Source organism: Peristeroidobacter soli, from assembly GCF_004138485.1.
Lineage (GTDB): Bacteria > Pseudomonadota > Gammaproteobacteria > Steroidobacterales > Steroidobacteraceae > Steroidobacter > Steroidobacter soli.
The window spans coordinates 217,561-230,882 of the sequence record NZ_RYEV01000009.1 but is presented as its reverse complement, the minus strand read 5'-3'; the positions used below and the strand labels follow the sequence as shown (position 1 = coordinate 230,882).

General features: G+C 62.9%; 15 protein-coding genes. 8 read left to right on the top strand and 7 right to left on the bottom strand.

Annotated elements, in window-relative coordinates; all coding sequences use genetic code 11:
* Positions 1-10 precede the first annotated feature (10 nt).
* From EKO19_RS33980 to EKO19_RS33945, 8 genes are all read left to right on the top strand, one after another.
* On the top strand, positions 11-973 hold the full coding sequence (locus EKO19_RS33980) for a PDR/VanB family oxidoreductase (RefSeq protein ID WP_129781875.1): 963 nt from the start codon (positions 11-13) through the stop codon (positions 971-973).
* 30 nt (positions 974-1,003) lie between these two features.
* On the top strand, positions 1,004-1,813 hold the full coding sequence (locus EKO19_RS33975) for an ABC transporter permease (protein ID WP_129781874.1): 810 nt from the start codon (positions 1,004-1,006) through the stop codon (positions 1,811-1,813).
* 29 nt (positions 1,814-1,842) lie between these two features.
* On the top strand, positions 1,843-2,235 hold the full coding sequence (locus tag EKO19_RS33970; RefSeq protein ID WP_129781873.1) for a RidA family protein: 393 nt from the start codon (positions 1,843-1,845) through the stop codon (positions 2,233-2,235).
* Positions 2,236-2,510: 275 nt separating this feature from the next.
* A complete protein-coding gene (locus EKO19_RS33965; protein ID WP_175597292.1) occupies positions 2,511-5,312 on the top strand; it encodes a TonB-dependent receptor domain-containing protein in 2,802 nt (933 codons plus the stop codon).
* Positions 5,309-5,731 (top strand): c-type cytochrome, encoded by a 423-nt coding sequence (locus EKO19_RS33960; RefSeq protein ID WP_129781871.1) that lies wholly within the window; start codon positions 5,309-5,311, stop codon positions 5,729-5,731. Before EKO19_RS33965 ends, EKO19_RS33960 begins: the two co-directional genes overlap by 4 nt.
* Positions 5,728-6,573: an alpha/beta fold hydrolase gene (locus EKO19_RS33955; RefSeq protein ID WP_129781870.1), complete on the top strand. Its 846-nt coding sequence runs from the start codon at positions 5,728-5,730 to the stop codon at positions 6,571-6,573. The genes EKO19_RS33960 and EKO19_RS33955 overlap by 4 nt, the downstream gene beginning before the upstream one ends.
* On the top strand, positions 6,570-8,159 hold the full coding sequence (locus tag EKO19_RS33950; protein WP_246039014.1) for a flavin monoamine oxidase family protein: 1,590 nt from the start codon (positions 6,570-6,572) through the stop codon (positions 8,157-8,159). Before EKO19_RS33955 ends, EKO19_RS33950 begins: the two co-directional genes overlap by 4 nt.
* 7 nt (positions 8,160-8,166) lie before the next feature.
* Positions 8,167-8,361: a hypothetical protein gene (locus tag EKO19_RS33945; protein ID WP_129781869.1), complete on the top strand. Its 195-nt coding sequence runs from the start codon at positions 8,167-8,169 to the stop codon at positions 8,359-8,361.
* Here the strand turns inward: EKO19_RS33945 and EKO19_RS33940 are convergent.
* Genes EKO19_RS33940 through ureG form a run of 7 tightly spaced genes read right to left on the bottom strand, consistent with a single transcriptional unit; the run spans position 8,334 to position 13,284 of the window.
* The gene (locus EKO19_RS33940; RefSeq protein WP_129781868.1) at positions 8,334-9,011 is read right to left on the bottom strand and encodes an urease accessory protein UreF; all 678 of its coding nucleotides are present in this window, start codon (positions 9,009-9,011) and stop codon (positions 8,334-8,336) included. The two genes, EKO19_RS33945 and EKO19_RS33940, sit on opposite strands and share 28 nt — an antisense overlap.
* Positions 8,998-9,459 (bottom strand): urease accessory protein UreE, encoded by a 462-nt coding sequence (gene ureE, locus EKO19_RS33935; RefSeq protein ID WP_129781867.1) that lies wholly within the window; start codon positions 9,457-9,459, stop codon positions 8,998-9,000. Before ureE ends, EKO19_RS33940 begins: the two co-directional genes overlap by 14 nt.
* A gap of 10 nt (positions 9,460-9,469) precedes the next feature.
* Positions 9,470-11,140, bottom strand: coding sequence for an urease subunit alpha (gene ureC / locus EKO19_RS33930; protein ID WP_407676676.1), 1,671 nt, complete (start codon positions 11,138-11,140; stop codon positions 9,470-9,472).
* A gap of 29 nt (positions 11,141-11,169) precedes the next feature.
* Entirely contained in the window at positions 11,170-11,475 is a 306-nt protein-coding gene (locus tag EKO19_RS33925; protein WP_129781865.1) for an urease subunit beta, read from the bottom strand.
* Positions 11,476-11,495: 20 nt separating this feature from the next.
* The gene (gene ureA / locus EKO19_RS33920; RefSeq protein ID WP_129781864.1) at positions 11,496-11,798 is read right to left on the bottom strand and encodes an urease subunit gamma; all 303 of its coding nucleotides are present in this window, start codon (positions 11,796-11,798) and stop codon (positions 11,496-11,498) included.
* 23 nt (positions 11,799-11,821) lie between these two features.
* Entirely contained in the window at positions 11,822-12,655 is an 834-nt protein-coding gene (locus EKO19_RS33915) for an urease accessory protein UreD (protein ID WP_129781863.1), read from the bottom strand.
* Complete coding sequence (gene ureG / locus EKO19_RS33910) at positions 12,652-13,284, bottom strand: urease accessory protein UreG (RefSeq protein ID WP_129781862.1); 633 nt, start codon at positions 13,282-13,284, stop codon at positions 12,652-12,654. Before ureG ends, EKO19_RS33915 begins: the two co-directional genes overlap by 4 nt.
* Positions 13,285-13,322: the final 38 nt, after the last annotated feature.

The window sequence follows — 13,322 nt, the reverse complement described above, 5'->3', positions numbered from 1 at the left end:
TGCGCGAGGGATGAGTCGCACCGATCTGTTGCCGGTTCGCGTTCACTCGGTGACCTACGAGGCCGAGGACGTTCGTTCCTTCGAATTGCGGTCGCCCGGAGGGGGCGATCTGCCGCGTTACACGGCGGGAGCTCATCTCGATGTGCTCCTGCCGGGCGGCATCGAGCGTAGCTATTCGCTGCTGGATCAGGGGCTGGAGTCGTATCGCTATCGCATCGGCGTGCAGCGCTCGGCTACCAGCCGCGGCGGATCGGCATTCATGTTTGACGGCTTGAAGGTCGGCGACATCATTGAGGTGACCACGCCGAGCAATTCGTTCGAACTGTTCGAGGACGCGCCGCTGAGCGTGCTCATCGCAGGCGGCATTGGCATCACGCCACTGTGGTGCATGGTGCAAAGGCTCGAGCAACTCGGGCGCCGCTGGCAGTTGTACTACGCGACGCGCACGCGCGAACGAGCGGCGTTTCTGGAACCGTTGCGCCAGTTGGAGTCCCGCGCCCCTGGGCGGCTCGTCACCGTGTTCGATCAGGAGCCCGGCGCGCGCATGCTCGATCTGCAGGCGATCGTCGCGTCGCATGGGCCGCAGGCACATTTCTACTGTTGTGGACCTGCGGGCATGCTTGCGGCGTTCGAGGCGGCGACGGCGTCGGTGCCGGCATCGCAGGTTCATGTGGAATATTTCAGCGCTGCACAGGCACCGGCCCGCGGCGGATTCGAGGTGATGCTGGCGCGTTCGGGCACGACGTTGTTCGTTCCGGACGACAAGACGATTCTCGAGACGTTGCTGGCGCGCGGCTTGGAAGTGCCGCGCTCCTGCATGTCCGGCGTTTGCGGGACCTGCGAGACCGCGGTGCTGGAAGGCGAGCCCGATCATCGCGATCAAGTGCTGTCGGAGCGCGAACGGGCGTCCAATAAAAAAATGATGATTTGTTGTTCGGGGAGCCTGGGACCCAGGCTGGTTCTCGATTTGTGAGCTGTGGGCGCTGCCTGCAGGGGAGACGACATGAGCACGACGATTCAGGATCTCGGCGCGATGACGCCCAAGCCGCGTAAGCGATTCGAAGTTCCTTATGCATGGATCGCACTGGTGTTGCTGGTCTCGGCCTGGCAGCTGGCGTGTGTCGTGTTCGAGATCGGCGCTTATCTATTGCCGGCGCCGACGGCGATCGCCAAGGATCTGATGGAGAACTGGCGCTACTTCATGCCGCACATCGGCATGACGGCGGCCGAAGTGCTGATTGGCTTCCTCGCGAGCATCGCAGTGGGGCTACCGGTGGCCATCCTGATTACGTTCTCGCGCGTGCTGGATCGTGCGTTGTATCCACTGATCGTCGGCTCGCAGGTGGTGCCGAAGGTGGCCATCGCGCCGGTGATGCTGGCGTGGTTCGGTTTCGGCATGACGCCGAAAGTGGCGATCATCATCACGGTTGCGTTCTTCCCGGTGGTCATCAACTCGGTGGTGGGGTTGCGCTCGGCGACGCCGCAGATGATCTATCTGGCGCGTTCCATGGGCGCATCCACGGCGCAGATTTTCTGGCGCTTCCGGCTGCCGCAGGCACTGCCGAGCATTCTGGCCGGCGTGAAGATGGCTTCGGTGCTCGCGGTGATCGGCGCCGTGGTCGCGGAGTTCGTCGGTGCGGATGCGGGCTTGGGTTACGTGATCCTGTCGGCGTCGTCGACTTTCGATGTCACCCGTCAGTTCTCCGCCATCCTGCTGTTGTCGGTACTCGGGTTACTGTTCTTCTGGGCGACGGAATGGATCGAACGTCGCGCCATTCCATGGCATGTCTCGGCGCGCAACGCCGAACACTGACGGTTCCAATATTCGATGAGGTCGATTGCATGACTATCCAGCGCTACGGTCTGGGCGGCACGGGCGGCGGCGGCACCCGCCTGCCTTTTGCGAAAGCGGTGCGTGCCGGCGATTTCGTGTTCGTCTCCGGACAGATCGGCATCGGTCCGGACGGAGAAGTGGTGGCAGGCGGCATCGTCGAGCAGACTCGTCGCACCATCGAGAATGTGCGCGCCATCCTGGAGTCGACCGGACTGGGCTTGCGCGACGTCGTGAAGGCGACAGTGTGGATCGACGACGTGCGTGACTTCTGGAGTTTCAATCGGGTCTATGCCGAGTATTTCGGGGAAGAGTTGCCGGCTCGCTCCTGCGTGCGCGCCGACCTGATGTCGGATTGCAAAGTCGAGATCGAAGTGATCGCGTACTCGCCGCCGGCGGGTTGATTCGTCCACGCTTCAGCTATGCCGTCGTCGTAGCTCGCGACGCCATTCTTCGCGACTCGCGCACTATGAATGCGCGTGTCGCGCACCTGTCTGCTCCATTTGTTTCCATCTCGGTGAGCGGTGCCGCGGTTGCCGCGACCCGTTATTTCTTCCGCGCCCCGCGCATTCGAGATTTTTTCGTCTTCGACGCCGATGCCTATTCCATTCGTGGTGTTCGTATGGCATACCAAAGGAATACAAGAACTGACAACGAACGGAACGGGAGGGCGGCGACGATGATTCGTACAACCAACAAAGTTTCCACATGGGGCGCAGCGAGTGCGCTGGCAGTTTTTGGCGGGACGGTGACGGGGCCAGTGGCGGCGGCCGACAACGTTTCCATGACCGGCTCGCCGATGGAGGAAGTGAGCGTTACCGCTTCGCGCATCCAGCGCGAAGGATTCACCGCACCGACGCCGACGACGGTGCTCGACGGTGAGCTGTTGATCAAGAGCGGCGCGACCAATATCGGCGACGCGTTGAGTCGGATGCCATCCTTTCAATCCGACCAGAATGCGTCCACCAACACTTTGGGCGGGGCCGCCGGTCGGCGTTACGCAAACCTGCGCAATCTCGGCTCGCAACGCACGCTGGTCCTGCAAGACGGTCAGCGCTTGCCGCCGAGTGCGCTCACCGGCCAGACGGATCTCAACACCGTGCCGCAGATTCTCATCGACCGTGTCGATGTCGTGACGGGCGGTGCGTCGGCGCAGTGGGGCTCCGATGCGGTCGCGGGCGTGGTCAACATGGTCACGAAGAAACGTTACGATGGCTTCGAGACCGATGTGAGCTATGGCATGAGCAACTACGGCGACAATCGCGAGAAGCGCGTCGCGGCGCTCTACGGCACGAGCTTCGCCGATGATCGCGCGCACTTCACGATCGGCTCGGAATGGGTCGACAACGAAGGCGTCGGCAACATGTATACGCGTGACTGGGGGCGTGAAGAGTGGGGGCTGGTGAGCAACACTGGCTATGGCACGAACGGTCTGCCCCGGACACTCACCGCGCCTCACGTGCATCGAAATGTACTGGTCGCGGCCGGCATCATCAGCACCGGCCCGCTCGCGGGCACGACGTTCAATTCTGATGGCAGCTCGCGCCCGTTCGTGTACGGCAGCCCCAACGGCTCGGGCGCGATGTCCGGCGGCGAAGGCTACGGTCTCGGCGATGGCGTCGCCCGCCGTCTATCGGTGCCGGTCGAGCGCGTCGTCACCCAAGCGCGACTCGGCTTCGAGCTCACGCCGGACATCGAAGTGTTCGGTCAGGCGAACTATGGTTACGTGCACGTCAACACATGGGGGCCGTCGGCTGGCGACAACGCGCCGATCACGATCCGCAGCGGCAATCCTTTCATTCCCGATGAGCTGCAGTCGCGCATGGACACGTTGGGGCTCACCAGCTTCGGCCTCAATCGCTTCGCACGCGAAGATATTTACGGCAACGGTTACGGCACCAGCACCGAGATCGACAACTACACTCGCAATCAGATCTATACGCTGGGCGTGAATGGCCGCACTGGCGGCTGGACCTGGGACGGTTACGCGCAGTTCGCGCGCTCGGCCGTGAAGACGCGAGGCACGGGGTATCGTATCAACGCGAACTTCGCTCGCTCGGTGGATGCAGTGCTGGATGGCAACGGCAACGTCGTCTGCCGCTCCACGCTTACCAATCCCACCGACGGCTGCGTGCCGGTCAATTTGTTCGGTCTCGGGTCGGTCACCCGCGAAGCATTCGAGTACTACTCGGGCTCGCAGCGCACGGAGACCATCTACGATCGCTGGGTCGTGGCCGCCAACGTGAGCGGTGAACCTTTCTCGACCTGGGCCGGTGAGGCGTCGGTTGCCGCGGGCGTGGAATATCGCGAGGACGATGCGGAGCTGATTCAGAACGATCCGATTGCATTGGCCCGTGGCTATATTTTCGGTAACGCTCAGCCGCTGTCCGGTTCGGACACCGTGCGGGAGGGTTATATAGAGACCGCGCTGCCGCTGCTGAAAGACAAGCCGTTCGCGGAGTCGCTCGAGTTGAACGCCGCCGTTCGCGAGACGAACTACCGAAACAGCGGCAGCGTCACAACTTGGAAAGTGGGCCTGACCGATGCATTGAACAGCAGCGTTCGTCTGCGCACGTCATTCTCACGCGACATCCGCGCTCCGAACTTGAGCGAGCTGTACACGTCGGTGTCTTCCAGCAACGTCAACGTCATCAACCCGGAGAACGGCGCGAATCTGACTACGCGCACCGAGACCTCCGGCAACGCGGCGCTCACGCCTGAGAAGGCCGAGACGTTCACGGCGGGCATCGTGCTCACGCCGCAGGCAGTGCCGGGCTTGAAGTTCGCCGTGGACTATTACGACATCGACATCGAGGATGTGATTTCCTCGGTCAGTACGCAGCAGGTGGTGGACTTCTGTTATGCCGGCGCGGCGAGCTTCTGTGCGCTGATCACCCGGCTCTCGGAACAGTCCGCCGTGGTGCGTGCTCCGCTGCTGAACCTGGCGGGGTTGAAGGTGAAGGGGTTCGACACCGAGCTGGGCTATGGCTTCGAGCTGGACAGTCTGTCGAGCGCGCTGGCCGGTCGTCTCGATGTGAACTACTTCCTCACCTACCAGCCCGACATCATCGTGGATAACGGCAGCAGCAGCACCAATCGCGCCGGCGACATGGGCACCGCATCGACCCCCTACGGCGGACCGAAACTGAAGTGGAGCGGTTACTTCACATACAGTCTCAACGAGTTGTCGGCGACGCTTGGCGTGCGCTATGTCGGCAATGGCAAGAAGAACGTGATGTACACGGCTCAGGACATCGACGACAACAGTGTGAAGAGCGCGACGTATGTTTCGCTCGCGCTGGGTTACGACCTGCCGGCGTGGCGCGATACGGCCGAGGTGCAGTTGTATGCGAACGTGCAGAACCTGTTCGACAAGGCGCCGCCGTTCGATCCGACGTCGAGCGAAGGCAACCCGTACAACGCCACGTTTCATGATGTGATCGGGCGCACCTTCATGGTGGGTTTCCGGGTGAAGCCGTGAGTCGGGCGGCGTGGGTGGCGGCGATCGCCGCCCTGGCCGCACAGATCGCGGGCGCCGAGGAGGCGCCCGCCGATCCTGTGCTCGCCCATCCAAGCAAGTTCATCGCCAGGAACGGCGGCGATCTGTATCGCGCTATTTGCCAGGGATGTCACATGGCCGATGCGAAGGGCGCGCGTGGTGCCGCGGCTTATCCGGCGCTGGCGTCCAATCCCAACTTGCAGTCGCCGCTGTATCCGGCCGTGATCGTCGTCAACGGCTTGAAGGCGATGCCCGCCTTCGGCGACGTGCTGGACGACGAACAGATCGCCGCCGTCGTCAACTACGTGCGCGGCAACTTCGGCAATCGCTACACCGACACCGTGAGCGCCGCCGAGGTCAACGCCGTGCGTCCCGCAACCGATGGAGAACAATCAAGATGAAATGTTTCAGGTCGCCTGTTCTGATCTTCGGGCTGCTGCTCGCCAGTCTGTCGACTGTGTCGGCCGCGCCTGCCTGGGTGCGCGTCAACGATGTCTCGCTGCGTTATGAGCTGACCGGCAATGGGCCGGATGTGCTGGTGCTCTTGCCCAGCACCGGCAAACCGCTGGAATACTGGGACGAGATCCTGCCGCTGCTCGCGAGCGAGCGGCGCACAATCCTGACGTACGATTTGCGCGGCATCGGCCTGTCACAACGGTTGCAAGAGCCGATCACGATGCAGGATGAAGTCGACGATCTGCGCGCACTGCTCGACGCATTGAAGATCGACAAGCCGGTGATGATGATCGGCACGGCGTTCGGCGGTTCGGTGCAGATGCAGTTCGCCGCACAGTTTCCGCAGCGGGTGAAAGGCATCGTCAACTTCAGTCCCTCGGCACAATTGGTCGGCCGGCCGCCGCGACCGGTGCATGAGCCGCGACCCGCGCCGCCTGCCGATCCCTACGCGATCACCTATCCGGTGCAACTGCGCGGTAACGAGCAGCGCTGGGCGAAGTATCTCGCCATGGACGCTTCGAACGACGAGAACGGCAAGCACTTCACCGAGCGGTTGATCTATTCCACGCCGTTCGCCGACGTGTTTCCCAAGTTGCAGTGTCCGGTGCTGATGGTCGCCACCACGTTGTACAGCCGCCGGACACCGGAGTCGGTCAAGGAACTGGTCACTCACATTCCCAAAGGCACGTATCAGGTGATCGAGTCCGGGCACGACGCGCCGTTCCAAACGCCCGAGATGGTGGTGCCGCTGTTGCAGGCGTTCTTGCGCGAGCACGGATTCCAGTGACGATTCGACGACGGGATTTGCTGGCACTCGCCGGGCTGCTCGGGGCGGGCAGCGTGCTGGGGCCCACCGGCGCGGTGCGCGCGGGCATGACGACTCCGCCTTATCGCGGACCGATGAAGCTCGACGGCGCGCCGAAGAAGACCAGCGTGCTGGTGCTGGGCGCAGGCCTTGCCGGCCTGACCGCGGCTTATGAGTTGCGCAACGCTGGCTACCAGGTGCAGTTGCTCGAATATAACAATCGTATCGGCGGTCGCTCGTGGACATTGCGCGGCGGCGATGTCTACACGGAACTGGGCGGCGAGAAGCAGATCTGCGAGTTTGCGCCCGGCGTTTATATGAATCCCGGTCCCTGGCGTATTTCACATACGCACAAGGCCATTCTCGACTACTGCAAGCGATTTGGCGTGGCGCTCGAGCCGTTCGTGCAGTTGAACTACGCAGGCTACGTTCACTCGCGCAACGTGCTCGGCGGCAAGCCGCAGCGCTACGCACACGTGGCCGCGGATTTTCAGGGCTATCTCGCTGAGATGATGACGGCGGCCTTGTCCAAAGGCGGCTTGGATCAACCGCTGGCGCCGGAGCATCTGGCGCTGCTCAAGCCGATGTTGGCGAGTTGGGGAGGATTGGATGGTTCCGGACGCTATGTGACTGGTGCCAGTAGCAGTCGCTTGCGCGGTCCGGAGTCGATCAGCTTCGAGGATGCCTCGATCACGTACTCGCAGCTGTTGAAATTCGCGGACGTGCTACAGCTGGGCGAAGACGCGGCGATGTGGCGGGGGGCGAATCATCCCGGACTCGCGTCGTTCCAGACGACGTTGTTCCAGCCGGTCGGCGGCATGGACATGATTCCCAAGGCGTTCGCCAGCCGGCTGCCCGGTGTGATTCGCACTAACGCGCGCGTGTTGTCGATGACTCAGGACGAGTCACGCGTCACTGTGACTTACGAAGACGTCTCGCGGCCGGGATCGTCACTGCAGGCGAGCGCGAACTGGTGTATCTGCACGATTCCGCTGTCCATCCTCGGCCAGCTCGAGCTGCGTATCGGGGCGCCGATGAAGGCGGCCATCGATGCGATCTCCTACAGCTCCGAGACCAAGATCGGGTTGCAGTTCCGGCGTCGCTTCTGGGAGGAAGACGAAGGTATTTTCGGTGGCTTCAGCATCACCGACCTGCCGATTCGCCAGATCTTCTATCCGAGCGGCGGGCTCAACACGCCGGGGCCGGGTTTGTTGTATGGCGCGGTACTGCATCGGGGGCCGCCGACCTACGAATTCACCGGCATGACGCCCGCCGAGCGCGTGCGACGCGCGGTCGAGTACGGAGCGCAGATTCATCCGCAATATCACAAGGAGTTCCAGAACGGCATGGCCGTCGCCTGGCATCGCAATCCCTATACGATGGGTTGCAACGCGCAGTGGACGCCCGATCTGATTCGCAAGCATCACGCCAATGCGCGGGCCATCGATGGGCGGTTCGTGCTGGCGGGCGAGGGGGTGTCGGGTCATGGCTGGCAGGATGGCGCCATCATGTCCGCGCTGGAAGTCGTCGAGCGACTGCACCGGCGCATCGTCGCGGCGGTGAGGTGATGTCATCATGACCAACCGCAGAGAGATTTTAGGGGCTGCCGCCCTGCTTGCCGTGCACGGTGCTCCGAATGCGGCCGCCGTCGAGCCGCCGGCACTGAAGAGTCGATTCGTTTTCGAGGCGCGAGTGCAAGTCGATGCGCCGCTGGTCGTTGGTCCGAGCGCCGGCCTGCCGCCTCAGGATTTGAACAGGCGCGTATACTGAGATTCGTGCCACACGCTGGCCAGTCCTTGGCGGATGACGCAAGCGCCGATGTCCTCGTCGGCGATGTCGGGCGCCCGCGTCGCGAGCTGTTCCAGCAGCGGCACCAACGAATGCAGGATGCGCTGACCGGCGCTTTGCCCGAGCGGTACGAGTTTGACCGCGGCGAGCGTTTGATTTTCCGCCCATGTCCAGGCGTACGCCTGCGCGGCCTCTGCTTCGGTAATGCTCCAGTGAACGCAGGCGATAGCGAATATTTCGGCGTACCCGGGCTGCTCGCCTTGCGCATCCAGCGGCGGACCGTCGATCTCGAGCTGTTGTAAAACCCGAGCGAGCGCGGACCCCATGTGACGATCCTCGGCGCGTAGTTCTCGTGTCTCGCGCGCCGCCATCAGGAAGTGTCCCCAACGTCGTCGTGTTTCGCTATCGCCGGCACGATGAGCGCGATACAGGCGGATCAGCACCGGCAGGTCCAGTGTGCCGATCGACTGTGTCGCTACTCCACCGATCCAGTCGAGCGCCGTAGGCTCATCCGTGACCCAACCGGCTTCGACGGCATACTCCAAACCCTGGGAAAAATGGAATGCCCCGATCGGCAGTGCGGGACTGGCGAGATGCAGAATGCGCAGCAGGCGGGTTCTATCCGTGGGCATGCGGTGCGAGCGCGGAGTGCGAATGACCGCCGTAAGCGCCGGCCTCCGGTTCGAACGGCGCTGCTTCCACCGAGACGGACAGGCCAAGGCCGCGCACCATGTCGTCCAATACATGATCGTGCTGATAGCGAACCCAGCCGTCGCCGATCTGCAGGGCGACGTGACGATTGCCCAGATGGTAGCTGGCTCGGCACAACGCCCACGCATCGAGCGCGCGCACGGTAGAAACAGTTTCTGCCTCGGCGACCACTTCGACGACCCGACCATCGTCCGCGAGCAACAGGTCGCCGCCACGCAGGACCGAGCCCCGTTCGAGAATCAATCCGACTTCTTCGCCATTCTCCAAAGCGGTCAGCAACCGGCTCTTGTTGCGTAGTTGGAACGGCAGCACGAGCCTGAGGTCGGCCCGAACGTTGGAGGAGGGGAGTTTGCGGGTGATGTTGAGCACGGTCGTCGGGTCAGAACAGGAAGTATCGCTGCGCGAGCGGCAGCACTTTGGCGGGCTCGCAGGTCAACAATTGACCGTCGGCACGCACTTCATACGTTTGGGAGTCCACAGCGATCGTTGGCTGATAGTCGTTCAGCACGAGGTCGCGCTTGCGCACGGTGCGCGTGCCTTGAACCGCGACCAGTCGCTTGTCCAGTTTCAGTCGCTGGGCCATGCCGCCGTCCAGCGCGGCTTTGGATACAAAGCTCACCGAGGTGGCACTCCGTGCGCGGCCGAGCGCTCCGAACATCGCGCGATAGTGGACCGGCTGCGGCGTGGGAATCGAGGCGTTGGGATCGCCCATGGGAGCGGCGACGATCATCCCGCCCTTGATGATCATGGCGGGTTTGGCACCGAAAAACGCCGGCCGCCACAGCACGATGTCGGCGAGCTTGCCCGCTTCGATGGAGCCGACCTCGTGCGCGACACCATGAGTCAGCGCCGGGTTGATCGTGTACTTGGCGAGGTAGCGACGCACGCGAAAGTTATCGTTACGCGCCGTGTCCGGCGACAGCGCGCCTCGCTGCACTTTCATCTTGTGCGCCGTCTGCCAGGTGCGCGTGACGACTTCGCCAACGCGACCCATGGCCTGCGAGTCCGAAGAGATCATCGAGAAGGCGCCGAGATCGTGCAGGATGTCTTCGGCGGCGATGGTCTCGCGGCGGATACGCGATTCGGCGAATGCCACATCCTCGGCGATGCCCGGATCGAGGTGATGACACACCATCAGCATGTCCAGGTGCTCATCGATGGTATTTACAGTGTAGGGCCGCGTCGGATTGGTCGAGGAGGGCAGCACGTTGGCTTCGCCACAGGCCTTGATGATGTCGGGTGCGTGACCGCCGCCGGCACCCTCGGTGTGGTAGGTATGGATCGCGCGTCCCTTGAAAGCGGCGAGCGTGTCCTCGACGAAGCCGGACTCATTCAGCGTGTCGGTGTGAATCGCAACCTGCACGTCGTAGCGATCCGCCACCGACAGGCAATTGTCGATGGCTGCCGGCGTCGTGCCCCAATCCTCGTGCAGTTTCAGGCCCATCACGCCCGCTTCGATCTGTTCTTCCAGCGGACGCGGCAAGCTGGCGTTGCCCTTGCCGAGCAGTCCGAAATTGATAGGCAGCGCTTCGACGGCCTGATACATGCGTTCGATGTACCAGGGACCGGACGTGCAGGTGGTTGCGTTGGTGCCAGTCGCGGGCCCGGTGCCGCCGCCGATCATGGTGGTGACGCCGGACATCATCGCTTCCTCGACCTGCTGTGGGCAGATGAAGTGAATGTGCGAATCGATCGCCCCGGGCGTCGCGATCAGTCCTTCACCGGCAATCACTTCGGTGCCGGCGCCGATCACGATGTCCACGCCCGGCTGCACGTCCGGATTGCCGCCCTTGCCGACGCGCACGATGCGACCCTCCTTGATGCCGATGTCCGCCTTGACGATGCCCCAGTGATCGATGATCAGCGCATTGGTGATGATGGTGTCGACGACGTCGGCGGCATTGCGCTGGCTTTGCCCCATGCCGTCGCGAATGACTTTACCGCCGCCGAATTTCACCTCCTCGCCATAGATCGTGTGATCGCGCTCGACCTCGACGATCAACTCGGTGTCGCCCAGGCGCACGCGGTCGCCGGTGGTCGGGCCGTACATCTCGGCATACGCGGTGCGGCCGATGGCAGTCACAGCGGGCCCATCACTTGCTGATTGAAGCCATACACCACGCGATCGCCATCGTAGGCGACCAGCTCGACCTCGCGCTCCTGTCCGGGCTCGAAGCGAACCGCGGTGCCCGAGGCGATGTTCAGGCGAAAACCGCGCGCTGCCGCGCGATCGAAGCGCAGCGCCGCGTTGGTTTCGAAGAAGTGATAATGCGAGCCGACCTGGATGGGGCGGTCGCCCGTGTTCGCCACGGTAATTGTCACGGTACGGCGGCCGACGTTGAGCTGCAGCTCGCCCGGCTCTGGAAAGATTTCGCCCGGAATCATTTGTCCTCGCGTCGGGTGCATCAGGCGATGGGTTGATGGACGGTGACCAGCTTGGTGCCGTCGGGAAACGTGGCTTCGACCTGCACGTCCGGAATCATCTCGGGGATGCCGTCCATCACCTCGTCACGGGTCAGGATCGTGGCGCCATAGCTCATGAGCTCGGCGACGCTCTTGCCATCTCGTGCGCCTTCCATGATCGCCGCCGAGATCAGCGCCACCGCCTCCGGATAATTCAACTTCAGGCCGCGCGCTTTGCGCCGCTCGGCGAGCAGCGCCGCGGTGAAGATCAGCAATTTGTCTTTTTCTCTCGGCGTCAATTCCACAGCGATTCTCCTCGGCGCACGACTCAAGTCGCCCAGATTCGGGGCGGCACCGCCGGCCGATCGATCAAAAGTGGGCGCAACGTTCGCCAGCACTCGACGAATGTGCGCTTGATCGGCTCGGCCTGAGCCGCGAGCGCACGACAGACCAATACGTTGTCTACCAGTGTCACACCCAGCTCGACACCACGGGGCTGCAAACTCCGGACGGCATCGACCATCGCGCTCGTTGCTGGATAGACCAGCATCGTACCGATTGCTTCGTGGCCGCCCAAGCCCCAGCGCGTGCCGGTCAGTCCCTCGGCGCCGTTGATGCGCAGACGGTCCATCAGCAGCGGCAAACCTTCTACCCACAACTCGAGACTCAGGCGCAGCTCGCCGGCGTGGAAGGGTTGATCGCGCGCCGGCAAACCCAGACAGGCGAGCTCCCAACCGATGAATTTCGCGCCGCTTCGCAGCTCGATGCGAGTGGTGCTTCGAACGATCGCGCGCGGATAGAAAATGCTTTCCTGAGGCAGCCACTCGAGCACCGAGCCCTCGGCGCGCAGGATTTGATCCTGCCGTGCCGTACGGCCGTCGCTGCGATAAAACTTGGCCGCGGCCGGCGTCGTCAGCAATGTATGTGAGGCTACGCCTACATCGACTTCCATCCGCAGCTCATCGCCACCGACGACGCCTCCCGGCGGATGAACGATATATGCGTGGCACGACGGTCCTTCGGGATAGAAGGGCCGTTGCACGAGCAATGGACCGACATGCTGTCGTTCGACGAGACGGGTTCTCCCTGCATGCTGAGCGAACGTCAGCTGCAAATGAGCGCGCCATCCTGGTGCTGGAAGCGACTGCTCTGGAGTGTTCATGCCCTCGAGTTCGCACCAGCACGGAGCATGCCGGCGCGTTCGATGAATGCGATCACCTGGTCCAGTCCTTCCCCAGTCTTCAGATTCGTGAACACGAAGGGCCGCTCGCCGCGCATCTTGCGCGCGTCCCGATCCATGACTTCCAGAGACGCACCCACGTGGGGCGCAAGATCGATCTTGTTGATGATCAACAGATCGGAGCGAATGATCCCCGGTCCGCCCTTGCGGGGAATCTTGTCGCCGGCGGCAACGTCGATCACATACAACGTCAGGTCGGACAACTCCGGGCTGAAGGTCGCGGCCAGATTGTCGCCGCCGCTTTCGACGATGATCAGGTCCAGGCCGGTGAATTCCCGCATCAGACCGTCGATGGCCGCGAGATTCATGGAGGCGTCTTCGCGAATGGCAGTGTGTGGGCAGCCTCCTGTTTCCACGCCACGAATGCGCTCCGGCGGCAGTGCCTGGCTGCGAATCAGAAACTCGGCATCTTCGCGGGTATAAATATCGTTGGTGACGACAGCGATATTGAAGCGCTCGCGCATGCGCTTGCACAGACTGTCCACCAGTGCCGTCTTTCCCGATCCGACCGGACCGCCCACGCCCAATCGCAATACATCAGCTCTCGACATGAATCTTCCTCGCGCGTCTCGATTCGTGCTTATCATAC